This is a genomic window from Natronosalvus rutilus (assembly GCF_024204665.1).
Lineage (GTDB): Archaea > Halobacteriota > Halobacteria > Halobacteriales > Natrialbaceae > Natronosalvus > Natronosalvus rutilus.
This window is the reverse complement of the sequence record NZ_CP100355.1, coordinates 733,300-758,188: the sequence shown is the minus strand read 5'-3', so window position 1 is coordinate 758,188 and position 24,889 is coordinate 733,300. Positions and strand designations below refer to the sequence as shown.

Annotated in this window: 20 protein-coding genes and 2 pseudogenes; 14 read left to right on the top strand and 8 right to left on the bottom strand. The window is 64.6% G+C overall.

The features are described from left to right. Nucleotides 1–318 precede the first annotated feature (318 nt). Together NGM29_RS03670 and NGM29_RS03665 are read left to right on the top strand one after the other, a co-directional pair. Nucleotides 319–1,662 (top strand): RNA-guided endonuclease InsQ/TnpB family protein, encoded by a 1,344-nt coding sequence (locus NGM29_RS03670; RefSeq protein WP_254159043.1) that lies wholly within the window; start codon nt 319–321, stop codon nt 1,660–1,662. 111 nt (nt 1,663–1,773) lie between these two features. Continuing rightward, a complete protein-coding gene (locus NGM29_RS03665; protein WP_311136849.1) occupies nt 1,774–1,938 on the top strand; it encodes a hypothetical protein in 165 nt (54 codons plus the stop codon). A 42-nt stretch (nt 1,939–1,980) separates the two neighbouring features. Here the strand turns inward: NGM29_RS03665 and tatC are convergent. Beyond that, a pseudogene (gene tatC / locus NGM29_RS03660) lies at nt 1,981–2,805 on the bottom strand (twin-arginine translocase subunit TatC); the annotation flags it as partial. Nucleotides 2,806–3,775: 970 nt separating this feature from the next. Here tatC and NGM29_RS03655 point away from each other — a divergent pair. Both NGM29_RS03655 and NGM29_RS03650 read left to right on the top strand, forming a co-directional pair. Then, the gene (locus tag NGM29_RS03655) at nt 3,776–6,118 is read left to right on the top strand and encodes a twin-arginine translocase subunit TatC (protein WP_254159041.1); all 2,343 of its coding nucleotides are present in this window, start codon (nt 3,776–3,778) and stop codon (nt 6,116–6,118) included. Nucleotides 6,119–6,192: 74 nt separating this feature from the next. After that, the gene (locus NGM29_RS03650) at nt 6,193–6,369 is read left to right on the top strand and encodes a ribbon-helix-helix domain-containing protein (RefSeq protein ID WP_254159039.1); all 177 of its coding nucleotides are present in this window, start codon (nt 6,193–6,195) and stop codon (nt 6,367–6,369) included. A gap of 53 nt (nt 6,370–6,422) precedes the next feature. On the opposite strand, the gene NGM29_RS03645 is transcribed toward NGM29_RS03650, so the two are convergent. From NGM29_RS03645 to NGM29_RS03630, 4 genes are all read right to left on the bottom strand, one after another. Next, on the bottom strand, nt 6,423–7,265 hold the full coding sequence (locus NGM29_RS03645; protein ID WP_254159038.1) for an arsenite methyltransferase: 843 nt from the start codon (nt 7,263–7,265) through the stop codon (nt 6,423–6,425). Further along, a complete protein-coding gene (locus NGM29_RS03640; RefSeq protein WP_254159037.1) occupies nt 7,258–7,629 on the bottom strand; it encodes a winged helix-turn-helix domain-containing protein in 372 nt (123 codons plus the stop codon). Before NGM29_RS03640 ends, NGM29_RS03645 begins: the two co-directional genes overlap by 8 nt. 166 nt (nt 7,630–7,795) lie before the next feature. After that, entirely contained in the window at nt 7,796–10,195 is a 2,400-nt protein-coding gene (locus NGM29_RS03635; RefSeq protein ID WP_254159036.1) for a DEAD/DEAH box helicase, read from the bottom strand. A 115-nt stretch (nt 10,196–10,310) separates the two neighbouring features. Next, entirely contained in the window at nt 10,311–10,823 is a 513-nt protein-coding gene (locus NGM29_RS03630; RefSeq protein WP_254159035.1) for a PH domain-containing protein, read from the bottom strand. Nucleotides 10,824–11,144: 321 nt separating this feature from the next. Here NGM29_RS03630 and NGM29_RS03625 point away from each other — a divergent pair. The 5 genes and pseudogenes from NGM29_RS03625 (at nt 11,145) to NGM29_RS03605 (ending at nt 17,782) form a co-directional block, all read left to right on the top strand. Further along, nucleotides 11,145–12,413: pseudogene (locus NGM29_RS03625) on the top strand (RNA-guided endonuclease InsQ/TnpB family protein). 74 nt (nt 12,414–12,487) lie between these two features. After that, nucleotides 12,488–13,279 carry a DUF91 domain-containing protein gene (locus NGM29_RS03620; RefSeq protein ID WP_254159034.1) on the top strand — a complete coding sequence of 264 codons (792 nt, stop codon included), beginning with the start codon at nt 12,488–12,490 and terminating at the stop codon, nt 13,277–13,279. 94 nt (nt 13,280–13,373) lie between these two features. Further along, entirely contained in the window at nt 13,374–14,435 is a 1,062-nt protein-coding gene (gene endA, locus NGM29_RS03615; protein ID WP_254159033.1) for a tRNA-intron lyase, read from the top strand. Nucleotides 14,436–14,523: 88 nt separating this feature from the next. Beyond that, nucleotides 14,524–16,098 (top strand): sensor histidine kinase, encoded by a 1,575-nt coding sequence (locus NGM29_RS03610; protein WP_254159032.1) that lies wholly within the window; start codon nt 14,524–14,526, stop codon nt 16,096–16,098. A 76-nt stretch (nt 16,099–16,174) separates the two neighbouring features. Continuing rightward, nucleotides 16,175–17,782: a tryptophan--tRNA ligase gene (locus NGM29_RS03605; protein ID WP_254159030.1), complete on the top strand. Its 1,608-nt coding sequence runs from the start codon at nt 16,175–16,177 to the stop codon at nt 17,780–17,782. 190 nt (nt 17,783–17,972) lie between these two features. Here NGM29_RS03605 and NGM29_RS03600 read toward each other — a convergent pair whose 3' ends face one another. Together NGM29_RS03600 and NGM29_RS03595 are read right to left on the bottom strand one after the other, a co-directional pair. Continuing rightward, on the bottom strand, nt 17,973–18,434 hold the full coding sequence (locus NGM29_RS03600; RefSeq protein ID WP_254159028.1) for a DUF5518 domain-containing protein: 462 nt from the start codon (nt 18,432–18,434) through the stop codon (nt 17,973–17,975). Between the two features lie 199 nt (nt 18,435–18,633). Further along, entirely contained in the window at nt 18,634–19,689 is a 1,056-nt protein-coding gene (locus tag NGM29_RS03595) for an aldo/keto reductase (protein ID WP_254159026.1), read from the bottom strand. A gap of 226 nt (nt 19,690–19,915) precedes the next feature. Between NGM29_RS03595 and NGM29_RS03590 the strand changes: the two genes are divergently transcribed. The 3 genes from NGM29_RS03590 (at nt 19,916) to NGM29_RS03580 (ending at nt 22,264) form a co-directional block, all read left to right on the top strand. Further along, nucleotides 19,916–20,587 (top strand): DUF7344 domain-containing protein, encoded by a 672-nt coding sequence (locus NGM29_RS03590; RefSeq protein WP_254159024.1) that lies wholly within the window; start codon nt 19,916–19,918, stop codon nt 20,585–20,587. A gap of 366 nt (nt 20,588–20,953) precedes the next feature. Then, nucleotides 20,954–21,865, top strand: a complete 912-nt coding sequence (locus NGM29_RS03585; RefSeq protein WP_254159022.1) for an acyltransferase — start codon at nt 20,954–20,956, stop codon at nt 21,863–21,865. 87 nt (nt 21,866–21,952) lie between these two features. Next, nucleotides 21,953–22,264: a DUF7577 domain-containing protein gene (locus NGM29_RS03580; protein WP_254159021.1), complete on the top strand. Its 312-nt coding sequence runs from the start codon at nt 21,953–21,955 to the stop codon at nt 22,262–22,264. A gap of 140 nt (nt 22,265–22,404) precedes the next feature. Here the strand turns inward: NGM29_RS03580 and NGM29_RS03575 are convergent, their stop codons facing one another. Further along, on the bottom strand, nt 22,405–23,172 hold the full coding sequence (locus NGM29_RS03575) for a hypothetical protein (RefSeq protein WP_254159020.1): 768 nt from the start codon (nt 23,170–23,172) through the stop codon (nt 22,405–22,407). A gap of 536 nt (nt 23,173–23,708) precedes the next feature. Here NGM29_RS03575 and NGM29_RS03570 point away from each other — a divergent pair. After that, nucleotides 23,709–23,990, top strand: coding sequence for a hypothetical protein (locus NGM29_RS03570; protein WP_254159019.1), 282 nt, complete (start codon nt 23,709–23,711; stop codon nt 23,988–23,990). 53 nt (nt 23,991–24,043) lie between these two features. Continuing rightward, nucleotides 24,044–24,886 carry a polyprenyl synthetase family protein gene (locus NGM29_RS03565; RefSeq protein ID WP_254159018.1) on the top strand — a complete coding sequence of 281 codons (843 nt, stop codon included), beginning with the start codon at nt 24,044–24,046 and terminating at the stop codon, nt 24,884–24,886. Nucleotides 24,887–24,889: the final 3 nt, after the last annotated feature.

Genomic DNA, 24,889 nt, shown 5'->3' with positions numbered 1-24,889 from the left:
AGGAGCCAAATCGTCTTCAGACGGTAGTTTATATAGGATTGCGAAACCAAAACGGGTGATGGTTAAGTGTCCGACGTGCGGGAATCACTTTGAAACGAGACGGGGTCTTGGCGTTCACCACAGCTCAGTTCACGATGAACGGCTACCTTTTAACAGCGAGAGAGTCCCGCCGTCCACGGCGGGCGTGAATCGTGTACACTCCGTTTCCGCTCCGTCACGTTACTGCCAGCCCGAGTCTCGCACCCACATCACCACTTTTCACTTTCAGCGCGGGTGGATCGTCTTTACAACAGCCGATGACGTCTGGTGGAATGAGCGATGAAGCGGGCCAACACGTTCGCCGTGCGACCGCTCTCCGATAGTGGAGAGCAACTGCTACGGGACCAGTTGGACGCTTCCGTCGCTCTCTGGAACGAAGTCAACTACGAACGCCTCATGCGGTACAACGATGAGGACGACTTCGATGGTGATGTTTGGGACGCCGATACAGGCCAACTCGAAGGCAAGTACAAAGGCATACTTGGTGCATCCACCGCCCAGCAAGTGATTCGCAAGAACAGCGAAGCGTGGCGCGGCTTCTTCGAGAACAAGAAAAAGTATCACGACAAGTCGGACACATCGGTCACTAAACACCCCGAACCACCGGGGTTTTGGGGTAACAAAGACGATGGACGCAAACTGCATACCGTCATTCGCAACACGTCGTACACCATCGAATGGGGCGACCGCTCCCGACTTGAGATCCTGGTAGGGTGTGAGTTGAAAACCCGATACAACCACACCGGGCGGCTCCGACTGGAAATTGTTGGCAACCCGAACTGGCCCGACTACGACAAACAGGGTCGGTTGGACTTGTGGTACGACGAGACTGATAGCACCTTCCGAGCTTCGCAACCCGTGACTGTTTCTGACGATGCACGGGACACTCCACTGGCTTCTGAGAAGGTCGCTCTGGATATTGGTGCAAACAATCTCGTCTCCTGTACCACAACGACCGGCGAGCAATACCTGTACGAAGGTCGGGACCTGTTCGACCGCTTCCGTGAGACGACACGAGAAATCGCCCGGTTGCAGTCCAAGCTACCGGAAAGTCGGTACAGCAGCAAGCGCATCCGGCGGCTGTACCGCAAACGAACTCGTCGCCGCGATCACGCTCAAGAAGCACTGTGCCGTGACCTGCTGGAGCGCCTGTACGAAGATGGTGTGGATACGATGTATATCGGTGGGTTGACCGACGTGCTGGACACGCACTGGTCGGTCGAAACCAACGCCAAGACGCACAGCTTCTGGGCGTTCAAACAGTTCACCGAGCGATTGACCTGTACCGCCGAAGAGTACGGGATTGCGATCGAAGTTCGGTCGGAAGCGTGGACGAGTCAAGAGTGCCCGCAGTGTGGCGGCACGGATCGAACGACACGGCATCGAGACACGCTCACCTGTCCGTGTGGGTTCGACGGTCACGCTGACCTTACGGCATCAGAAACGTTCCTAGAGCGGCACACAGACCAGGCAGTCAGGCCGATGGCACGGCCCGTGCGGTTCAAGTGGGACGACCACACCTGGTCGGAGCCACCATGCTCTCACGAAAGTCCCAAAGCGCAGCGCACAAACCCGAGTACCGTCCACCACAACGGGAATGTTGCCTCCGGGAAATCGGCATAGCCGAGACTCCCACGGAGGAAACCGCGCCCTTCAGGGCGCGGAGGATGTCATCGGTGCGTCCATTGCGGAACGACGAAGGATGAGCTCGGTCGCAACCCGGACGTTCACCATCTGATTCCGGTTCGAGCGTTCGCCGAGGCTGACGGCGTCAGTCGGGCCGATGCCCATGTCCTCGAGAACGTCGTCTCGCTCTGTCTGCCGTGTCACCGACGAGCGGAGTTCAGCCAGATTAGCGTCGAGACGCTCCGGGCGGACGCGGGACTCGGGACGGCTTGATTCGAGCGAAAAGCGGTGTCTGGGACCCGATCCCGATTCTGATCATTCCCGCCCGGTCCACTTGAGCAGGAGCAACGTCCCCTCGAAGAGGATGATCATGATGATCGCGACGATGATCGGCGCCATCAGCGTCGGGTCGATGGTGAACATGAACGACAGGCCGGCGAAGGCCGCCCAGAAGTACAGCCGTTTGTCGGCCAGCCACCGGCGCGTCGTCACGCCCATCAGGACTGCGAGGATGATCAGCAACGGAATCTGGAAGACGATCGCGAGGAAGCCGGTCAGCGTGATTATGAGGCCGAACGTCTCGCCGAGGGCGTAGGCGATGTCGGCGCTCCCCTCTGAATAGAACGTGAAGTACTCGAACAGGATCGGCAACACTACGATGAACGAGACGAACATCCCGATTCCGGCGAGGACGACGCTGGTCGGCACCGCTGCGAGGTAGTACTTGCGCTCGTGGGGGTACAACCCCGGTCGCATGAACAGGTAGCCCTGGTAGACGAGCATCGGAATCGCGACCATGATCCCCGCCAGCGCGGCGACCTTGATCCGGGTCAACCAGAGCTCGAGCGGGGCGTAGACGTGCGGCGGCGGCACCTCGGCGGCCGGTCCGGGGAAGACGTTCTCCCAGATGAGTCCGATGGCCTGTGAGGACCACAACAGTGCGATGGACGTCGCAGCCGCGCCGACGAGGAAGACGACGGCCAACCGGAGGACCATCTCCTCGATGTGGTCGGCCAGGGGCATCTCCTCGTCATCCGGCGGAGTCGAGATGCCGCCGATGTCGTCGTCGTCGGGATCCGGATAGCTCGGTTCCTGGCGGTCTCGTACCCCGTCGTGGTGGCCGTGGCCGTCGGTCTTCGCCTCAGGGCTGGCGGTCGCGTCGGTGTCGGTGTTGGTGTCAGTCTCGCCCGGCGGTTCGGGGGCGGGTTCCTCGAGGTGGCTGAGGTCGGGATTGGTGCCGACGCCGGCGGGGTCGTCTTCGTCATCGTCTTCGACGTCGAGGTCGTCTTCGACTTCGGCATCGTCGACATCGTCCTCAGATCCCTCGTCTCCCTCTTCGGACGATTCGAGACTGGGGCCGAATTCGAATTCGGTGTCGGTTTTGGCTTCGTACGCGGCCTTGACATCGCCACCGGTACTCGAATCCTCGTCGTTCGAACGGCTCCATCCCTCCGGACCGAGTTGTGGGCGTTCGTCGAGCGGAACGTCTTCGAACCCCCTGGGTGCGTCGTGGTCGGCCATCCGTTCGTGAGCCGTGAGTCTGGCCGATTCGTCGTCGGCCGCATCCGGGGTATCGGGTTCGTCGTCGCTCGACGTATTAGTGTCGTCGGCGTCGCTCGAGACTTCGCCGGCGTCGCCAGTGGTATCGTCGCCGCCGTCGGTATTGGCGTCAGTGCCATCGGCGTCGGTGTCGTCGCCGTCGTCGTTCGCATCCACGTCGCGGTCACTCGCGGCCGCGGTGACGTCGCTCTCGGAGCGGGAATCGGTGGAGTCCTCGTCGCTCGAGTCCCGCAGCTCCTCGGCCTCATCGGTGTCCGACCCAGCATCCGACTCGTCCGACATCTATCGGGATATAGATAGGCGCCCGGTTATAGGCCTTTTTCTTACGCCACGGAATTGAGAGTCGAGGAAGGTGACACAATTGGTCGCCGAAATGGCTCTCCGGTTACCACCGCCCAGCCGAGTTAGCCCACGGTATCGACCCTCTACGGTGCGTATTCGGTCGAAGAGCCCCGACTAGAACGGCTTTCAGGATACCGGAAACGGGCGTCCATCACGAGAGTTGACTCGAAAAGTTGATAACTGCATATAAGCTACCCTGGGACACCGAATGAGCGCTATCGACGAGGACACCGTCCGGACGATAAATGCCGGACGAGACACGCTCGGGGCGATGCTCTCGAGTGCCCAGGCGCACCTCCAGAAGGTCTTTATCATCTTCGTGATCGGCTTCATCGGATCGTTCTACGCGCTCCGACTGTACATCTGGGAGTTCCTCAAGGCGACGGCGAAAGCCGAAATGTCGCCGAACGTCGCCGACCAGGCGACGGTCATCACACGGACCCCGTTCGAAGTGATACTGCTTCAGGCGAAAATCGGCATGATCGTCGGCGTCATCGTTGCGATTCCGGCGCTACTGTATTTCTCGCGCGACAAACTCCGTGAGCGCGGCATCGAGAGCGTCGTCCCGATTTCGGCGGCCTCCCTCGCTACGTTCGTCCTCCTCTCACTCGTCCTCTTCGTCGTCGGACTGATCTACGCCTACGCGGTCTTCTTCCCCTACGCGTTCGGCTTCCTCGCAGGAAACGCCGTCGCGATGGGCGTCAATCCCAGTTTCGGGATTACTGAGTTCACCGAATTCATCGCCCTCCTCACGGTGTCGTTCGGCCTGGCTGCCCAGCTTCCGCTGTTCATGAGCGCCCTCTCGTACACCGAAATCGTCCCCTACGAGACGTTCCGGGACAAGTGGCGTCACGCCATCGTCGCTATCACGGTCTTCGGCGCACTCTTCTCGCCGCCCGACCCGTTCACCCTCGTCATGTGGGCGGCCCCGATGGTCATCCTCTACGTGTTCAGCCTCGGCCTCGCGAAACTCGTCGCCAACATCCGCCGAAAGGGGGCTGCCGAACTCGAGAGCGGAACTGGCCTCGTCAAGCGCCGGGTCCTCCAGTTCGGCCTCGGCATCCTCACGATTGCTGGCCTCTCGAGCCTCGCCATCAGCTACGGCGCCTTCGACTACCTCGAGGAGGAGGTCTACCCCGCCTTCCCCGCCCAAATTCGACCCGGCGGCGGGTCGATCCTCGAGACCCTGCCGGCCGAACACGGCCTCGCCGGAACGGTCGCGGCGGGGCTCGTCGTCGGCCTCGCGATCGCCCTGGTCGTCCTGGTCGGCTACACCATCCTGATCCTGCAGCGGCCGATCTACCCGCGCGATTCCGCGCTTCGAACGGCGACGGACCCCTCCGAGATCGACCTGCAGGTGCTCGACGCCGAGGCCATCGAGCGCGCTCCGCCACAGGTCTTCCTCAAGATGACCGAGGAGGAGGCCATGGAGGAGGCCCGCGAGGCGATGTACGACGACGACAAGGCGAAGGCACAGGCGATTCTCGACCGGTACGATTCGCTGAACGCGGCCGCTGACGCCGACGATGCAAACGTCGACGCGAGTGAGTCGGCGACGGCACCCGGCGAATCCGCCGGAGGCGAAAGCGGCGACGCAGGCGACGCCGACGACAGTGGCAGTCTTTTTTCGAGCACGGCCGCCGGCATGCTCGATCCGTTCACCGAAGACGAGACGACCGAGGAGGACATCGGCGGCTACGCCTACGACTTCGCGTTCATCCTCAACAGCCTGACCTCCAAGATGTTCCGGCTGGTCGGCCTGTTCATGCTCGTCATGGCCGGGACGTTCTTCTGGCTCTACCAGGGCGGCGTCGGCGACGTCCTGGAACTGTTCTTGAGCCGAATGCCCGAGTCCGTCCTCGAGGAGGTCGCCGTCGAGAGCGACGTTGATCCGAGCGGCATGGATCTGCAGACGTTCCTCGAGCAGACCGACCTCGTGGTCGCGATCCACCCCGTCGAGGTGCTGATCTTCGCCGTGAAGGTGAGCGTCATCGCGGGCTTCGTGGCCGTCCTGCCCCTGTTGCTGTACTACGCCTGGCCCGCAGCCAGAGAGCGTGGTCTGGTCCGGGGTGACCGACGCGTATTCCTCGTCTGGGGCGGGACGATCGCGCTCGGGTTCGCGGCCGGGACCTACCTCGGGTTCTTCTGGATCGCCCCCTCCGTGATCTCCTACCTGGTCGCGGACGCGCTCGCCAATCAGATGGAGGTCTCCTATCGGATCAAGAGCTTCTTCTGGCTCGTGATCTACACCACCGTCGGCATCGGCTTCCTGTTCAACATCATCGTCACGATGGCGCTGTTCCACGTCGGCGGCATCGTCAGCTACCGGACGATGCTCCGGCGCTGGCGGCCAGTCGTCGTCGGCATCTTCACCGTCGCCGCGTTCGCGAGTCCGAAGGGGATCTTGACGATGTTCCTGATGGCAATTCCGCTCGCGGTGACCTACATGCTGGGACTGGCCGTCCTCTACGTACTCACCGGCGGCGGACGGTTCTTCGGCGGCGGGGGGTCGACCTCGGCGCCCGAACCCGTCGAGCACGAAACCGGGTAGCGCGTTTCGGTTTCGCCCCCCTGTCCGCAGCACCCGTCAAACCGCTTAAGAACTACGCCTCCGAAGAGACGGCCATGCCCAAGATCAGCGTCGAGATTCCCCAGGAACTCCTCGAGGACCTCGACGAACACGTCGGCGACGACGGGAAGTTCGTCAACCGCAGCGACGCGATTCGCGCCTCGATCCGCAAGACGCTCGACATCCTGGACGAGATCGACGAGCGACACGATCGGCTCGAGGAGGAGACCTAGGGCGCCGTCGCCTTCGCTTCCAATTTCGTTGCGTCGATTCGGTGGCCGATGACTCACCGGACCGGTTTTCGCGCCTCGATGGTCGCGGAGACGACGTACTCGCTCAGATCGCGCTCGTCGTCCCACTCGCGGATGAACGACCCGCTATCCGCCTTTGGTTCGATGGAAATCGCCTCGAATCCGGCCTCGATCAGCATCGACTCGAGGTCGGGGATCGATGACGCGCCGGCGACGCAGGCGGCGACCGAAGACGGGTCCGCTCGTACCGGGTCCGGAAGCCGAGCGGTGAGCACCACGTCCGAGATGGCAAGGCGTCCGCCCGGTCGAAGCACGCGAAACGCGTCGGCGAACACCTGCGGTTTGTCCGGCGAGAGGTTCACGACGCAGTTCGAAATAATCACGTCGACCGATCCGTCGGCGACCGGAAGGTGCTCGATTTCGCCGAGGCGGAATTCCACGTTCGACGCGTCGTTTTCTCGCGCGTTCTCGCGAGCCGTCTCGACCATCTCCGGCGTCATGTCGACGCCAATAACGCGGCCGTCTGGCCCGACTTCCCGGGCGGCGAGGAAACAGTCGAAGCCGGCCCCGGAGCCGAGGTCGAGAACTGCGTCGCCAGCTTCCAGGCTCGCGATTGCGGTCGGGTTCCCGCAGCCGAGGCCCAGGTTCGCGCCCGCGGCGACGCTCTCGAGGGCTTCCTCGGAGTAGCCCATCGAGCGCGATCGATCGTCGAGTTCACCATCCGTCGTTCCGCTCCCGCAGGACGCCTCGTCGTCACAGCAGGACGCCGAGTCGGTGACGATTTCGGCGTACCGCTCTCGTACCGCTTCGCGCTGCTCGGCGGCCGTGGTCCCGGTCTCGCTCGAGCCGGGTTCCGTCGAAGGTGCGTCGTCACTCATTCTCGAGCCTCCGGGTTTCGTCGAGGACATCGAGCAGTCTGTCTGCCCGCGGCGTGGCGCCGTAGTACCGCCATCGGCCGTCCTTGCGTCGCGTCACGAGGCCGGCGGCGTACAGCCGCGAGAGGGCCTGACTGACCGCCCCCTGGCTCACGCCGAGGGCAGGTTCCAGTTCGCAGACGCAGATGTCTTCGTCACGGTCGGCGATGAGGCGTAGTGCCTCGTACCGGGTGTCGCTTCCGACGGCCGACAGCGTTCGTACGTCGGCGGCCAGTTCCTGTTCGCTCAGGGCGTGTTCGGCCGTGGGACAGCAGTCCGCATCTCGATTCGACCGAGTGGATTCGTTCGCCGGGTGGTGCGCAGCCATTTTAGCTATCCCTAATATTAGCATGTTCTAATATAGGTGTTTCGACGGTGATGGCTCGTATCGACGTCTACCTGAGAACAGACTACACGCGCTCGTTCGAACGACCTACGTGAGAAGCACCGCTCGAGCCTCAAAAACCGTTCGTGGACAGCCCTCGAGACCGACGCTACCGACGAACCTCGACCGTCCGCCGGTCCTCGAGCGGGCACAGCGGCTCTTCGGGGAACGCGACACTGACGGTGTACTCGAGTTCGTCCGCGTCAGCGCCGAAGACGCCGACGGGGACGGTTTCCGAGTCGCGAAGGTACGTGCTGGTGCTGGTCATCTCGACGCCGTTAACGGTGACACGGACGCCGGCCCTGGCCGGTTCGCCTACATTTCGAATGCGGACCTCCTGAACGGTGTTCTCGCCTGCACCGATGGTCTCGGGAAAGTCTCCCCACTCGAGTTCGACCGCGGGGAGCGTCTGTGCGCCCTCGTAGATGCGCTCGGCGATGCTCTCGCCCAGTCCCGCGTCCTCGAGTTCCGAGACGCCGGCCGCGACGACGTCGCCGGGCGTCGAGAGCCCCTCCTTCGAGAGCTTGCTCGCCCGACCGGCGGCGACGCCGTCGATGGCCGTCAGGCCGACCGCGTCGTCGGCGACGCCATTCTCGATCCGGGCCTCGAGGCGCCGAGCGAGGTTGGCGTCGTGGGGCGTCGCGAACCGGTCGAGGAACGCGCGCAGGGCGGCGAGCAGGCGGAGCGCGTTCTGCCGAATCACCCAGGCGTCGCTCCGGAGGTCCGGTGGAGTCTTGCCGTTGTCGGCGGCGCTTCGCAGGATGGCCAGTACCTTGCGCTGACCGGCGTCGAGGTCGCCAGTGTCCTGGCCGACGAGCGCAGCGTTGATCGCATCGCGCTCGGACTGGCGGGCGGAGACGGAGTCGAACTCGCCAGCCGTGGCGACGGCTTCGAGGACGTCGTCGGCCTCGAGTGTCGTTCCCGGTGCCGGTGTACTGGTGGCGTCGTCGTCTCCCTCCGTTCCCACGGCCTGGTCACACAGTTCCGCGAAGCCAACGGCCGTTTCGAGGCGCAGGTAGTACGTGGAGGCGAGCACGCCCCGGGCCGTCGCCTCGACCGAGAGGTCCTCGCCGGTCTCGACGAAGCCCTGCTCGACCAGTTCCTCGAGGCAGTCTCGAACGCGCCGTCGGAGGTTCTGGAAGTCGTAGGACTCCGGGCGCGACTGGCCGCGAACGTAGTAGAAGGTGGTCTCGAGCCAGTCCATCACGTCCTCGAGGTCGGCGATGGTGCCCATCGCGATCTCGGCGTTGAGGTGGGTCTGGAGGCTGTCGGCCAGCCGGGATTCGATCTCTTTCCCCTCTCGAAGGAGTCGGCGGTAGTCGTCCGCCTCGGCGCCGTCGCAGATGACCCAGCCGTAGCCGACGTCGTCGTAACCGGGTCGGCCCGCACGCCCGAGCATCTGGAGGATGTCGAGCGGACTCATGTCCACCTCGCCCTCGAGCGGGTCGTGGTACTTCGTATCCCGGATGACGACGCAGCGGGCCGGGAGGTTGACCCCCCAGGCGAGCGTCGACGTCGAGAAGAGCAATTCGATCTTGCCCTCCTTGAACCACTCCTCGATCAGGTCTTTGTCGTTCTTCGAGAGGCCCGCGTGGTGAAATCCCACGCCGTCGAGCGCCGAGTTTCGCAGGGTGTCGTTCTCGAGGCGCTTGGTCTCGGTATGAAAGTCGTAGTCGCCGCGAGCCCCCATCGGCACGTCGCGCTCGCTGATTTCGTCTCTGGCCTTCTTGGCTGCCTGGACGGTGTCCTGGCGAGAGGCGACGAACACCAGCGCCTGGCCGTCCTCCCGGAGGTGGGGTTCGGCGAGGTCGAGCGCCCGGTAGAGGCGGCGGTACTTGTCGGCGAAGGAGTTTTCGCCGTGGGTGTAGGTCTTGACGCCCGCGTTGAGGTCGACCGGGCGGTACTCGTCGCCGAACTCGAACGTGCACGCCGGCGGGGCGTCGAGCCAGGCCGCTACGTCGTCGACGTTCGGCATCGTCGCCGAGAGCGCGACGACGCGTGGGTCACAGAGCCGACGCAGCCGCGAGACGGTCACCTCGAGGACCGAGCCACGCCGGTCGGCGTCGAGCAGGTGGACCTCGTCGATCACGCAGACGTCGACGTCCGTCACGAAGTCGTATCGCGGCGAGTCGTGTTTTCGAGTCGCGGAATCGAGCTTCTCGGGCGTCATCACGAGGATGTCCGCGCGCTTCGCCCGGCGCGGATTCAGGTCGCGTTCGCCGGTGACGACGTACACAGAGTAGTCCATGGACTCGAAGCGGTCCCAGTCCGCCTCCTTCTCGTTGGTCAGCGCCCGTAGCGGGGCGATAAAAAGCGCGGTGCCCCCATCGGCCAGTGCGTTACAGATCGCGAGTTCGGCCAGGGCTGTCTTCCCCGATGCCGTCGGCGCGCTCGCGACCACGTTCTCCTCACGCTCGAGTAACGCGGGCAGGGCCTCGCGTTGCATCTCGTTGAACGCCTCGAACGCGAACGCGTCGGCAAAGTCGGGCAGAACCTCGGCGACCTCCATCACTCGGACAGGGGGTGTGCCCGGTGAAAGGCGTTTCTGTCCCGGCCAGTGAGGGTGTGAGATCATCTCGTCCCGCACCCACTCACCCTCGGCCGGACGCTCGTTCCGCACCCGCTTACGTCGGCTGAATACCTGAATCGCCCTCGAGTTCGGCGCTCAACCGGCCGGCCGCCCGCTCGGGATTCGGCACGTGGGTGAACGTGAGTTCGGGATCGGCCGAGCCCGCCGTGTAGACCGTCAGCTGGCCGTACCCCAGAACTCGCTCGAGGACGCCCTGCTCGAGGGTCGTGTTCTGAACGCGCTCGAGGCGAAACTGGGTGACGTCGCGAGAGAGGATGCCGCGTTTCCGGTACAATTGGCTCGTGGTGAGGACGTAGCGTGTGCTCGTCCAGCGGAGGTAGGTCGCGGTGACGACGACGAGGCCAACGGCCCCGACGGCCAGCCCGATCGCCCTCGCGAGGCCGTACTCGGTCCCGGCTGCCAGGCCGAGGACGATGATCCCGAAGAGCATCAACCCGAGACCCATCGGCAGTTTCCACCCCATGTCGATCGGATGCGGCCGGCTCTCCCAGACGACGGCCTCCCCGTCGGCGAGGTGGAGCCAGTCCGCCTCGTACGTCTCCCCCATACCAACCGGTATCACGACCGGGGTCAAAAAGTCTCGTCTCGGTCACATCGAACGCGAAGACGGACCGGACACGAACATGAACACGAAGGTGTGCGCGAATCGAAGCGGGCCGTTCGCCAGGCGTCGAGGAGAGACGCTAGAACCGGAATACACCGCCTCGAGAGTTTATGGGATGAACAGGCGCAAAACCTCACCGATTATGGCGGGGATACGCGCCGTCACTGAATGACGCCAACCACCGATGGATACACTGCTGGATATTCTACGTCCAATCACTATCATTAATACGAAACAATCCATAAATGCTTATGAACACAGCCGATGCTGGAGACAACCCGGACCTATCGAGCGAAACTCGTCAACCACCCCCAGGTGAGTGACGACCTCGATGACTGCGGGCACTCAGCATCCAAACTGTGGAACGTCGCCCGCTACCACATCCAACAGGAATGGGATGATACCGGAAAGGTTCCGTCGGAAGCCGACCTCAAACGCGAATTAAAAGACCACGAACGCTATAGTGACCTGCATTCTCAGTCAAGTCAGCGCGTTCTCGAAGAACTCGCTGAGGCGTTCACCGGCTGATTTAAACAGCACAACAACGGCGACACCGACGCGAACCCACCCGGCTACCGCAAGCGAGGAGATAACCACCCACGCTCCACGGTGACGTGGAAGCAAAACGGCATCAAACACGATTCCAAACACAACAAACTTCGCCTGAGCAAGGGCTTCAATCTGAAGACCCACCACTCGGACTTCATCCTCGCAGAGTACGAGACACGACCGGACCTGACCGTGGAGAACATCCAACAGGTACGGGCCGTCTGGAACGGCGACCGCTGGGAACTCCACCTCATCTGCAAGATCGAGATTCCCGTCGAGGATGCCCCCGGCGATAACACGGCAGGGATTGACCTAGGAATCAAGAACTACCTCACCATCGCCTACGACGACGGTGACGCCGAGTTGTATCCGGGGAACGTGCTGAAACAAGACAAGCACTACTTCACTCGCAACGAGTATGACACCGAAGGCAAGAACGGCCCGTCACACGGTGCCCTTCGTGCTCGACAGAAACTGTCTCGGCGGAAAGACCACTTCTTGCACGCCCTCGCTAAGCACGTCGTCGAGCAGTGTATCGACCACAATGTTGGTCGCATCGCTGTTGGCGACCTGAGCGAGATTCGGGAGAACGAGAACGGCGAGCCTCGGAACTGGGGCAAGCGTGGGAATAAGAAGCTCCACGGGTGGGAGTTCGACCGCTTCACGAACCTGCTCGAATACAAAGCGGAGGAGCATAGCATCCTCGTTGACCGTGTTTCGGAGCGAGATACGTCGAAGACGTGTTCGTGTTGTGGGCGGAAGCGTGACGCGAACCGTGTAGAGCGTGGGTTGTACGTCTGTGATTCGTGTGACGTGGCCATGAACGCGGACGTGAACGGTGCAATGAACATTCGCAGAAAGATAACTCAGAATCCTCCGACAGAGGATATGAGTAACGGTCGTTTGGCACGGCCTGTAGCCTACCTGTTCAATCAAACCTCGGGGCGTTTCGCACCGAGCGAACAGGTGGGTTGCAAATCTTAATATCCCAACGCTCGGGAATCCTCGCGCTTCAGCGCGGAGAGGATGTCAAATACCATCGCGCGGCCAGACCACCCATGTCCGACGACAGCATTCGTGTCCTCGCCGGTGACTGCACCGTGATCGCCGACGGAACCGATCGCGAGGAGTACCGCGGCCGCGTCACGACCATCGTCAAGCCCGACAACACCGTCTTCGTCCACGACGTCGACGGCTACCAGCCCGTCGCCTGGCTCACCCGCGCCGACAACGTCTCGAGCGACCGCGAGGACGGGTTCACCCTCGTCGCGAAGAAAGACACCCAGACGCTCCGGGTCGCCGCCCACGTCGAGGACGGCTTCGCCACCTATCCGGCCTCGAGCACCGGCACCCCCGTGGGTGAGTGTCCAGGCGACGGCTGCACCGGCGTCCTCGTCCGCTCGAACGGCATCCACTGCGTCGGCTGTAGCGACCGCTATTCCATCCCACGGGATACAACCCTCCGCGACGACCGCTGTGACTGTGGTCTCCCTCGCATGCGCGTCGAGCGCGGCCTCGCGTTCCACGTCTGTCTCGACCGCGGCTGTGAGTCGCTCGACGACGCCGTCCGCGAGGCGTTCGACCGCGAGTGGGACTGTCCGAACTGCGAGGGTGACCTGCTGATCCTCCGGCGGGGCGGCCTGATCGCCGGCTGTGAACACTATCCCGACTGCGACACCGGGTTCGTCATCCCGACGGGCGTCGCCGACGGCGAGTGTGCCTGCGGCCTCCCCACGTTCGACACCACGACCGGGACTCGCTGCCTGGACGCGACCTGCGACCGCGCTCGAGCGAAAGCGCTCGAGTCCGAGGCGACAGCCCAAGAGGGGTCGGTGACGGCCGACCACTGACGACTCGCTGCACAGACGCCTGCCCGGCGACGTGACCCACCAGCCCGATGACGGGATTCGCAGGGGCTTTGTGGCCCGCCCGACACCTCCGGGTATGGAACTCGAGGGACGGTTCGACGGCGACGTCGTCCGCGTCGGCAACGACGCCCGCCAGCGGTTTCACGACTCGCGCGGCTACGGCTACCCGCTCGGGGGCAACGAGATCGCCCTCGCGCCGGTCGAGGCCGCCCACCTGCTGTACCGGGGCGACCTGGCTGCCGTCCGCGACGGCGACGAGCGACTGTCGTTTCGCTCGTTCCTCGCCCGCGAACCGGGGCCGGAACCCGACTTCGGCGTTCGGTTCCTCGTCTACGCCGACCTCCGCTCGCGCGGGTTCTACCTCGCCCCCGCTCGCGAACCGTGGGTGACGGAGCCGCCTCGAGCCGAGTTCGCCGTCTTCCCCCGCGGGAAGGGGCCGGGAGACGGGGAGATCGAGTACGCACTGAGCGTGGTCGGCGAGCGAACCGACGTGGCCGCGAGCGACCTCGAGAGCGGCGCCCTCGCCGTCGTCGATGAAGAAAGCGAGATCACCTACTTCGACGTCGGCCGGCCCGAGATTTCGGGAACGAGCGAGACGGCCATTCCCCAGGGCGTGGAAGCCGACCTGCTCGCCGATCGGGTCGTCATCTGGAATCCCCCACACGAGCTGTACGAGCGGACGTTCTACGGCCAGCCGCTCGAGGGCCGGGAGTACGACCGACCGACCCTGCAGTGTTCGTTGCTCGAGGCCGCCCACCTCGCGACGGCGGGCGCGATCGATCTCGACCCGGCGGCGGTGCTCGAGCGCGGTCGCGACGTCGAGGGCGAACGGTTCGACCGGCGACTGGCCGTCTACACCACGCTCCGCGAGGCCGGCGTCGTTCCCAAGACGGGCTACAAGTTCGGTGCGGACTTCCGGACGTACGCGAACGTCGAGTCGGTCGACGACCTCGGCCACTCGGAACTCCTGGTCCGCGTACTGCCGGCAGAGCACGTCTTCGAGCCGCGGGACCTCTCGCTCGACGTACGGCTGGCTCACGGCGTCCGGAAGACGATGGTGTTTGCGCTGGTCAGCGAAGCCGGTCCAGGAGGCGACGCCGACATCGAGTGGCGGTCGCTCGAACGGCTGACCCCCTGACCGAACCGGATTCGAATTCGGTTTCGAGGCCCGTTTCAGCGGTCGATTCCACGCCAACGTATTTGCCGTCTCGATGCCACGTGAGAATATGATAGTGGATGGGGGACGCCCACCGAGCGTTCTCATCGTCGGCGACGGTCTCGAGACAGTCGCGACGACGCTCGAGTCCCGACTATCCACGCCGGTCGCGCACGAGCGTCGGTTCTCGTCCGCGCTCGACCGCCTCGAGTCGGGAACCGTCGGTTGCGTCGTCGTCGGAGACGTGGCCGGCGACGAAGGGCTTCGGCGCGAGCTGCTCGAGCGAGTTCGAGCGCAAGCGACGCGGTGTTCGATCGTTCGCTGCGTCGATACCAGCGACACGCAGATGTGGCTAGAGGACGGGTCCTACCAGCCTGCCGCCGTTGCGGTGGACGCGACCGAGACGCTGGTCGACTACGTCAGAGAACGGGTCGACCGACACCGTCAGATGCGGATTTTGCGCGCTCTGCAGTCGGCGACGCCGAGACTCTTTCGAGCGGCGACGGCCGACGAAATCGCCGAAACGACCGTCGAGACGGCGAGTACCGTCCTCGAGCAGCCACTGACGGCCGTCTTCGCCGCCGACGATGGGACGGGCCGGTTCGACCTCGTGGCCACAACGGACGAACGGAAGGGTCACGGCGCAGTCCCGGAACACCTCCCGTTCGAGAATTCGATGGCCGGTGTGGCCTTTCGGGAGGGACAAACGACCGTGTTCGCCGAAACCGAAGACGACCCGCTGGCCGATGTCGAGAACGCCAGCTTTCGGTTGATCGACGAGAGCGACATCCTGGGCGACCCGGACCACCCGATGACCGCCGGCGTGATCGTTCCGCTCGGTTCCTACGGCGTGATGAGCGTCGTCACGCCGGAGTCGGGAACTATCTCCGTCGACGACTGCCAGTTCGTCGAATTTCTGGCGGAACACGCCGCCGCGGCGTTTCGGCGAACCGAGCGCGAGTACGACCTCGAGCGCGCCAACGACCGACTGGGGGCCTTCGCCGCCATCGTCTCCCACGACCTGCGAAATCCACTGACCGTCGCGACGGGTCACCTCGACCTCCTTGCTGACGACTGCTCGAGCGACCACCTCGAACCGATCGGCGAATCGCTCGGGCGGATGGACGACCTGATCGACGACGTCCTGACGCTCGTCCGTTCGGACGTCAACGAGGAGGACCTCGAGTGGGTGTCCGTCGGCGTCGTCGCCGGGCGTGCCTGGGAGACCGTCGACACCGGGCAGGCGACCCTCGAACTCGAGGCGGCAGCCGACCTGAAGCCGGTCGAGGCGACCCCGGGAGCGCTTCGAGAACTGTTCGAGAACGTCTTCGGCAACGCCGTCACCCACGGCGGTGAGGGCGTGACGGTACGGCTCGGATCGCTCCCTAGCGGCGGCTTTTACGTCGAGGACGATGGCATCGGCGTCGACGTCGGCGAGGACGACCTCGAGGTGCTCTTCGAGTACGGTCACTCGGGCACTCAGAACGGGACGGGACTCGGCCTGTCGATCGTCCGGCGAATCGCGGACGCCCACGGCTGGACGGTCGAGGCGGGTACGAGCCAGCACGCCGAGAGCGGCTTTCGCCTGGAGTTTCGGACGGGGTCCTCGGCGGACGATGTGGACGAACTGGACGAATCGTCCTGACCGGCGACCGACGGCACTCGAGTCGAGACGGTGTGGAAGCGAAGGTTTTTGCGCGCTGGGCGGCGAATCCGGGACAATGACCGGTACGGGCACGGATACGATCGAGGACGCCGAGGACGCCGAGGACGCCGAGGAACCACTGACCGACGGAGGGGCCGCTGGCGCCGACGAGGTCGCTCTCGACCCCTGGGGCTCCTCGAGCGTCTCCGACTACCGCAAACTCTTCGAGGAGTTCGGCATCGAGGAGTTCGACGAACTCCTCGCGGACCTGCCCCACCCCCACTACCTGATGCGCCGGGGCGTCATCTTCGGTCACCGCGACTACCGGCCGGTGCTCGAGGCCATGCGCGAGGGCGACCCCTTCGCCGTCCTTTCGGGGTTCATGCCGACCGGCGACCCCCACATCGGGCACAAACTCGTCTTCGACGAGATCATCTGGCACCAGGAACAGGGCGGAGACGCCTACGCGCTGATCGCTGACCTCGAGGCCCACGCCGCGCGCGGACTCACCTGGGACGAAATCGACGAACACGCCCGGGACTACCTGCTCTCCCTGCTGGCGCTGGGGTTCGACCTCGAGGACGGAACCGTCTACCGCCAGTCGACCGAGCGCGAGGTGCAGGACCTCGCGTTCGAACTGGGGATCGAGGCCAACTTCTCCGAACTCGGGGCCATCTACGGCTTCGACGGCGAGACCGACGTCTCGCACATGCAGTCGGTCGTCACGCAGATGGCCGACATCCTCTACCCCCAGCTAGAGGGGCCAAAGCCCACGGTGATCCCCGTCGGCCCCGACCAGGACCCTCACGTCAGGCTCGCCCGGGACCTGGCCTCCCGGATGCGCTACTTCGGCGTGACGACGGCCTACGCGAGTTTCGAGGCGACGGAGGACGAACTCTCGGTCATCGGCGCTGCCTACGACGCCCGGGAGTCGTACGCGGACGACCCCGACCAGCCGCGGTGCGTGGAGGCTGCCCAGTGGCTCGAGTCCGGGGGCACCGGCGTTACCGAGGTCGAAACAGTCGAGGAGGACGCCCGCGATCGCGCCATCTCGAAACTCGAGAACGCTGGTATGGAACCCCTCCGTCCCCGAACACGGTTCCTGAATCGCCGGGCGACCGAGGAAGCCTTCGAAGCGCTGATCGACACCGTCGAGGGCGAGAAACGGGTCTTCGACGAACACGTCGACGCCTTCGACCTGGATCACGACGAGGCCGCCGAGATCGCCCGCACGATCGAACTTGCTCACGACGGCTACGGCTTCCAGCCGCCGTCGTCCATCTACCACCGGTTTATGACCGGGCTCACGGGCGGGAAGATGTCCTCCTCGATTCCGGCCAGCCACATCTCGCTGCTCGACGACCCCGAGGACGGCTACGACAAGGTGAAGGCGGCGACGACGGGCGGGCGCGAGACGGCCGAACTCCAGCGCGAGTTAGGCGGCAGAGCCGACGAGTGTCCCGTCTACGAACTCTACGCCTACCTGCTCGCCGGCGACGACGACGAGTTCGCGAAACGCGTCTACGACGAGTGCGTCGGTGGCGAGCGCCTCTGTGGCGACTGCAAGGAGCAGGCCGCCCATCTCATGAAGGAGTTTTTGCGAGAGCACCAGGAGAAACGCGAGGAGGTGGCCGACCTGCTCGAGGCTGCGGACATCGAACTCGAGTCGCCGCGGAGAGGGTGATCGCGGCGCGACGGAGGAATTGGGGCAGAACGCTCTTTCTCTCACGGCGATAGCAATGTGAAACGCGAGAGTCGTCTCTGCTCGGAATACCGGACGTCGCTCCGTGAGTCGAAATCGAAGTCGAACACGGCTCTCGAGAAGAAGTGGCGTGAGTGAGTCCCGTGACGAGCGGGCAGCGAACCGCTTCGAGCTAGAGACGACCGAACACGTCGCCGAACTCCGCGTTCAGGTACGCGCCGACCCAGCCGCCGAACCCGCCGGCGAACGTGCTGTAGAACACCATGAAGAGGATCAGGCCCCCGTCGACAAACTCGAGCCCGCCGACCAGTTCACCGACGCCGACGACTGGCCCCAGTCCGAGCACGAGCGGCAGGACGATCAACGCGGCGTAAACGAAACCCGCGTACAGGCCCGCGATGATCCCCTCCTCCTGGTCGGCCCCCTCGAGGTAGCCGGCGACGATGCCGCCGAGGAGCACCGAGAACGTGAGAAAGGAAGCGAAGACGGCGACGAGGCCGCCGAGGAGACCGTTCATCGTGGCTGGACGGGCGTCCGGCGCGTCCGGCTCGCTCGAGGGGTCTGGTTCGGCCGGTTCGACCGCGTGTTCCGTTCCGTCCGGCCCGTCCGGGGAAGAGGTTTCGGGGGACGACATGGCCGTCACTCTCGGGCCGACCGACGAGAATGTTCGTATTCGTGTTTAGTTCGCAGTCGAAGGAAGTCCGTCAGATCAGGACCGCCGGTGCTCGAGAACGAATCGGCCCTGGCAGCACGGATCGGCCTCAAGCACGAACCGTCCTCGTCAGCGCGAATCGACCCTGAGCGCCATCGTGGTCCTCAGTATGGGGACGCGATCAGTCGGCGGCCAGTTTGTCCAGGCCCGCCGAGCGGATGTCCTCACCGTCGACCGACGATCGAAGCGAGTCCATGCCGTCCTCGCGGTCGATGTCGAAGTCGTTCTCGTAGAGATCGGCGACGCGAGCCAGTTCCTCGTCGCTCAGTTTCGGCACGTCGCTGGCGGCCGCCCACTCGTCGATGTCGCCGGCGGTGCGGAACGTCGGCGTGACGCTGGCGACCGACTCGTGGCTCAGGAGCCAGGCGATGGCGGCCTGGCCCATCGTCCGCTCGCCGTCGCGCTCCAGGAAACGCAACGCCTCGAGTTTCTCCCAGCCCGTCTCGTACCAGGCGTCGGGGCGGAAGCCGCGGTGGTCGCCCGCGTCGAGTTCCGTCTCGGGCGTGACCTGTTCGTTCAGGATGCCCGAGGAGTGGGGCACCCGGGGAATCAGGCTCGTCGAGGAACCGGTGCGCTCGATGGTCTCGAGGAAATGGTTGCCGACCTCCTGCTCTAAGACGTTCCAGACCAGCTGGAGGGAGTCGAACTCCTCTTCGATGGCGAGGTCGCCCTCGGCCAGCCAGCCGATAGAGGGTCCCAGTGCGAGGCCACGGGCATGGATCAGCCCCTCCTCCTCGAGTTCGTCGAGGAGTTCGAGGACGTCCGGGGTAATCTCGTCGACGTTCGCGTTGTGCAACTGGAGGACGTCCAGGTAGTCGGTGTCGAGTCGCTCGAGGCTCTGCTCGACGGCCTCCCGGAGGTAGTCGGGGTCCATCGATTTCGGCAACTCGCCGTGGCCCGCCTGCGGGTTGTTGTAGAAGTCGTAACCGACCTTGGTGGCGATGGTGACGTCCTCGCGCACGTCCGCGAGAGCCTTCCCGACGAGTTCCTCGCTTCGCCCGTGGCCGTAGACGTCGCCCGTGTCGAAGTAGGTGATCCCCCGGTCGAGGGCGTGGTCGATCATCTCGATCGCGTCGGTTTCCGAGCGGTCGCCCCACCAGTCGGTGCCGACGACCCAGGCACCGAAGCCGACTTCGCTGACCTCGACATCGGCGGTTCCGAGCGTCTGATACTGCATATCTCGGGCTTGGGAGCGAGGGGACTTAGGGTGTACGGAACGTCGCTCGTTCGTCCCGAACCTGCCGGCGTGACGGGGGATGGCCGACGGTCGTTCGAAGTCGAGGATGATAGCGTCTAGTTCGGGTTCTGAACAGTATCGCTGACATTCATTTCACGACCGTTGATCGACCACCTATCTGTTTTGGAACGAGGCTTAACCGACTATGGTAGTAAGCAGCGGTTGTATGAGCCAGACGGACTCTGCGGCACGTAATCTGTCGATTGATTCGACGTTTAACGCCATTACCAGCCGACGGCGACGGCGTATTCTGGCGTTCGTCGGCGAACGGCGCGAGGGCGGGATTGATTCGGTCACACTCAACGAGTTAGCCCGGGAACTCGCCGCCGAGGAGCTCGGAAAACCAGCCGTGTCGGTCACCACGAACGAGTTCGAGGAACGGCGAACCGCGCTCGTTCACGTCGAGTTGCCCCTACTCGAGGACGCCGGGTTGCTCGCATGGGACCGCGAGGCGGGCGCCGTCTCGCTGCCCGACGACCTCGTCCTCGACGGGGCGACCATCCGAAAGACGACCGAGCGCAACGACACGAACTGGGACGCCGTCTTCGAGGCGCTCGCGAACGAGCGGCGTCGAACCGCCCTCGCGGTGCTCGATGACGCGTCCGAGCCGCTCTCCGTCGCCGTCCTCGCCTCGGAAGTCGCAGCCGAGGTCGGTGCCAGTGAAGCGGACGTGCGGACCACCCTGACCCACCAGCACCTGCCTGCCCTCGAGGCAGCCGGGTTGGTCACTGTCGGCGAGAAGGGCGTCATGTACGCCGACGACCACCTCGAGGACGGAATCGTCGACACCGATTTCGCCACGCGCTCGCGTCCGCTCGTCGCTGGAACGTCGCTCTGATCGGTCCCTAGACCGAGTCACGACAGCCGCTTTCCGTCTTCTCGCCGCACTCGTCCGTCGTTCGGGTGATCGCCACGCTCCAGCCCCGTTCGGATGATCGTCGCACTCGAGCGTCGTTCGGATGATCACCGAGCGCGCCTCCATCGAAGAACGTCCCGACGGCCGGGGCTGAAGGGAACCTATTCGCGAGCGGAGAAACCCGTTCTCGAGTGTGAGAGCCCGTTCTCGAGTTCGGGGAATCGCTACCGACGAATCCTCAGTACGGATCGAACGGTAGCGTCGGACTACTTCGATACCGATCGCTCTCGAGAGGGAGAGAAAATCGAGAACCGAACGTCTATGACCTTCGCCACAGTACACCGCCACATGACCAAGCGGTACGTCTCGCTGCCGGACGAGGCGGAGGCGGGGATGCGGGAGTTCGTGACGGCCGTCGACGAGCGTCTCTCGAGCGACGAGAGCACCTGCTCGGTCGTCGAGGACGTGCTCATCGACCTTTCGGGGGACCGGGACGCCTACGAGCGCTGGCAAGCCGGTGGCGACGTCTCGCCGGCCGAACTCGTCAGACTCCAGAGTTACGACCCCTGTAACACGACCCTCGAGAGCGAGTACTACGCCGAGAAGGACGAAGAGAAGTTCAAGCGCTCGAAGCACCTCCAGTGGCTCTGGCGACAGTTCGACAGTCTGCCACTCGCTGACAACGTCGAGTTCGCCCTCCGGTTCAGGCGGATGCTCGCCGATCACCTCTTCGAGGACTGTGGGGAGAACTGCCGCTTCTTCAAGGGGATCACGTTCACGTACGGCCACAACATCACGGTCGGCGACAACACGGTCATCCACGACAACGTTCACCTCGACGACCGCGGTAAGCTCACGATTGGCGACCGGGTCTCCATCTCCGACGGCGCGCACCTCTACAGCCACGACCACGACGTCGTCGACCAGACCGAGGTCCGAAACTTTCACACCACTATCGAGGACGACGTCCGCCTGACCTACGACTCGATGGTTCGCGCGGGGAACAGAGTCGGCGAGAACGCCATCGTCGGCGCCCGCGCTATCGTCCAGAACGACGTGCCGGCCCACCACATTGCCGTCGGTATGCCCGCGAAGAGCATCAAGATCAAACCCGGCTGGGAGGACGTCGCGACCCCGCTCGAGGACGCCGGCGAGAACCGACAGGCCGAACGCGAGATCGAGTACGACCTGGACGACGGCCTCGAGCAGTTCGACGAGTTCCAGCGCGACCTGACGCCGCCCGGCCACCGAACGAACTGACGGCGCGCGTTTTTTCGAATCCGTGACTGTCGCGAGAGGCGATAGTTCGGGCAATAACCAAGTAGGTTGAGAACGTATAGCACACCAATGAGCCTCTGGGTCTGGCTCGTCGGGTACGTGCTGTTGTTCGCCTTACTCCACCTGGTGCTCTACTACGCGTACGTGCGCCGCGACGGCGAGACCAGCCTGCCCGCGTCCGTCACCGACGGCGAGCACGCCGGCCTGCAGTCGGCGCCGCGATTGGATCGGGCCCGCGCTCACCACGACGGTGCCGACTCACTCAACGCCGATCTCGAGGTCGACGGCGAGACGACGGCCTGTCCACACTGCGGCGCGCCGAACGAACGAGAGCCGACGTTCACGTACTGCCGGGTGTGCGTCTCGCCACTCAGGCGGTAGCCACGAAGAATCCGTTTTCTCGGTGCAGGTCGGTTCGTCGGGTTCGTCGTCACCGGAGCCGCCGTTACCGGAGTCGTCGTCACCGCATACCTTCGATATCGCGAGCCGTCGTCACCGCGGGCACTCGTCACCGCGAGCCGTCATCGCTGCGAGCTGTCGTCACTGTCACTATCAACCAGCGCCGTCTCGAGCGCCCGCAGGTGATCGATGCCGACGACGGCGACGACCAACCCCTCCGCCCGGAGCGACTCGAGGTGGTCGATCATACACGACTCCCGTGTCTCGTCGCGATACGTCGTCGCGTCCGCCCCGTCGTCCTGGAGCCGGAGGAGCGTTCTGACGCCAGAGACGTGTCGTCGCTCGTGTTCGGCCTGCGTCGCGGGCGAATCGTCCGCCGAACAGGCGTACTCGATCGGGTCGCCGCAGGCGATGGTCACCGACGTCGCGTTCGAGACGGTGGCGGCGACGCGACAGGTCAGCGCCGTTCGTGTCACCCCACTCAGACTCGAGAGGACCCGTCGGGCGGTCGACGCCGGGACGCGGTCGGCGAGCAAGCGAGTGAAGAGGCGGCGGAGAAACGACCAGTTGGGAGCGTCGATGCCCACGACGTCCGCTTCCGGCGCGGCGCGAATCGCGGCCGCCATCTCGCCACCGAACTCGGGCGAGGGCGTCCCCTCGCTGTCGCGAGCGTAGGTTCGGTACAGCGGAACGGCCGCTCCCGGGAGTTCCAGAGCCAGCGTGTCGGGTTCCAGGTACTCGAGGACGGTTTCGACGCGGGCGATGCTTGCAGGGTGATCGTGAACGACGCCGAGGAGCGTCACGTCCGTCTCGCCAGAGAGTGGGCGGCAGAACTGCGTCGTAATCCGTGGATCGTCGAAGCGGTCGACGAACGACGGGTCGTCAGTCATGAATCGAGTAGTAATATGCGACTACCGTCATAACCCTTCTGGCATCGAGTCGCATGCGCGCCGTTCGGATGCAACGTTCGCTGGAGCCGGCTTCTCGCCCATCGTCGTCTTGGTGGCGTGTAACCGTCGCTTACCCGTGTATGGAGCGACGTAACCGATCGTTGTCGGCGTCGCTCTCGAGTATCGTAGTAGATGTACGCCCGACAGCGACGAAATACACCAGCGACTAAGCGCGTCAACGCAGAGTGCATAGAGAACGTCGATACCGCATCGAGAAGGCATCTCGAACGACGAAGCAACGTCAAACGGTCGTGAATCCAGCAACCCGGGTACAGTCTGGCACCGTCGGAGCAGGGACGTACCCCCTGGCGACGTCCATGGCCGTTCCACCACCTCTGCTGTTGCTGGCCACCGTCGCCACCCGAACCATGGGAAACGACCGTCTTGAGCGTTGTGGCCGTCAGACAGAGTCGGCCGCTGAACGTACCACCGGGCGTGAAAACGTGCTTTTCTCCCCGTAACGCATATCAACGCGTATGGACACCAGACAACGCCACACTCGTCGCGGGGTCCCCGGCCGGAAACCGGCGGGGCGGGACGCTGCCGCGCGACGAACGGACCAGCGACTCGAGGCCGTGATCGCTCGACTCGAGGCCACGGAGCGGCGCCAGCGGTTGCTCGAGGGCACCGTGAGCGGCCTGGCTCGAGAGCTGGGGGCCTCCATCGCCGGGTCGTGCGGTCGCTGCGAGCAGAGCTACTTCCTCGTTCGTTCAGACGCGCTGTACTGTCCGGCGTGTGGATACAGACGCGCCCTGTGAAGACGGTGATGGCAACCGTCACCTACTTTTGAGGGCCGTCCTAAGCCCTGTCAATGGAACTGCTGGAGCACCGTCGAGCACTCCTCGAGGAGCGACTCATCGAGGTCGTCGACGGCGTCGAGCCGAAGGCGCTCAACGACGGCGTTCGTCACGCGACCCTTGCCGGGGGAAAACGCGTCCGCCCGACGGTGACCGTGCTCGCCTGTGAGACCGTCGGCGGGGAGGCGAGCGAGGCCGTCGACTTCGGCGTCGGCATCGAACTCGTCCACACGGCGTCGCTCGTCGTCGACGACATCATCGACCGCTCGGAACTCCGGCGAGGCACCACCAGTGCCTGGTCGGAACTCGGCTACGGCCCCGCGATCATCACCAGCGACGGCCTCCTCGGGGAAGCCTTCGCGCTGTTCTCGAGCGACCCCGCCGCGATGCAGGTCGTCTCCGAGGCGATGGTCGAACTCGGCGTCGGCGAGGCCACCGAACTCGAGGCGAAACCCAAGACGGAAGCCGAGTACATGACCCTCGCCCGGCGCAAGACCGGCGCGCTGTTCCGGGCGGCCGCCGAACTCGGCGCTATCGCGGCCGACGCGGACACGTTCACGGTCGAAGCCCTCGGCGAGTACGCCGAGCGAGTCGGCGTCGCCTTCCAGATCCGCGACGACGTCCTGGACGCCGTCGCCGACCCCGAGGCGCTCGGCAAGCCGACCGGACACGACGCCATGATGGAACGCCCGTCGCTCGTGCAGATCACGGACATGACGCCGGCCGAGGCGAACGGCCGGGCCCGAGCGGAGGCCGACCGGGCCATCGACGCGCTCGGCACTGTCGACGTCGCGAACGCCGAGGCGCGAGACTACCTGCTCGAGCTGGCGGAGTTCGTCGTCGAGCGAGAACGCTAGTAC

Coding starts and splice junctions, on each gene's coding strand:
- NGM29_RS03605 (WP_254159030.1), top strand. CDS start 16,175: ATGACCGGTACGGGCACGGATACGATCGAGGACGCCGAGGACGCCGAG.
- NGM29_RS03570 (WP_254159019.1), top strand. CDS start 23,709: ATGGACACCAGACAACGCCACACTCGTCGCGGGGTCCCCGGCCGGAAA.
- NGM29_RS03650 (WP_254159039.1), top strand. CDS start 6,193: ATGCCCAAGATCAGCGTCGAGATTCCCCAGGAACTCCTCGAGGACCTC.
- NGM29_RS03600 (WP_254159028.1), bottom strand. CDS start 18,434: ATGTCGTCCCCCGAAACCTCTTCCCCGGACGGGCCGGACGGAACGGAA.
- NGM29_RS03655 (WP_254159041.1), top strand. CDS start 3,776: ATGAGCGCTATCGACGAGGACACCGTCCGGACGATAAATGCCGGACGA.
- NGM29_RS03590 (WP_254159024.1), top strand. CDS start 19,916: ATGAGCCAGACGGACTCTGCGGCACGTAATCTGTCGATTGATTCGACG.
- endA (WP_254159033.1), top strand. CDS start 13,374: ATGGAACTCGAGGGACGGTTCGACGGCGACGTCGTCCGCGTCGGCAAC.
- NGM29_RS03575 (WP_254159020.1), bottom strand. CDS start 23,172: ATGACTGACGACCCGTCGTTCGTCGACCGCTTCGACGATCCACGGATT.
- NGM29_RS03670 (WP_254159043.1), top strand. CDS start 319: ATGAAGCGGGCCAACACGTTCGCCGTGCGACCGCTCTCCGATAGTGGA.
- NGM29_RS03620 (WP_254159034.1), top strand. CDS start 12,488: ATGTCCGACGACAGCATTCGTGTCCTCGCCGGTGACTGCACCGTGATC.
- NGM29_RS03585 (WP_254159022.1), top strand. CDS start 20,954: ATGACCAAGCGGTACGTCTCGCTGCCGGACGAGGCGGAGGCGGGGATG.
- NGM29_RS03610 (WP_254159032.1), top strand. CDS start 14,524: ATGATAGTGGATGGGGGACGCCCACCGAGCGTTCTCATCGTCGGCGAC.
- NGM29_RS03595 (WP_254159026.1), bottom strand. CDS start 19,689: ATGCAGTATCAGACGCTCGGAACCGCCGATGTCGAGGTCAGCGAAGTC.
- NGM29_RS03565 (WP_254159018.1), top strand. CDS start 24,044: ATGGAACTGCTGGAGCACCGTCGAGCACTCCTCGAGGAGCGACTCATC.
- NGM29_RS03635 (WP_254159036.1), bottom strand. CDS start 10,195: ATGGAGGTCGCCGAGGTTCTGCCCGACTTTGCCGACGCGTTCGCGTTC.
- NGM29_RS03630 (WP_254159035.1), bottom strand. CDS start 10,823: ATGGGGGAGACGTACGAGGCGGACTGGCTCCACCTCGCCGACGGGGAG.
- NGM29_RS03580 (WP_254159021.1), top strand. CDS start 21,953: ATGAGCCTCTGGGTCTGGCTCGTCGGGTACGTGCTGTTGTTCGCCTTA.
- NGM29_RS03645 (WP_254159038.1), bottom strand. CDS start 7,265: ATGAGTGACGACGCACCTTCGACGGAACCCGGCTCGAGCGAGACCGGG.
- NGM29_RS03640 (WP_254159037.1), bottom strand. CDS start 7,629: ATGGCTGCGCACCACCCGGCGAACGAATCCACTCGGTCGAATCGAGAT.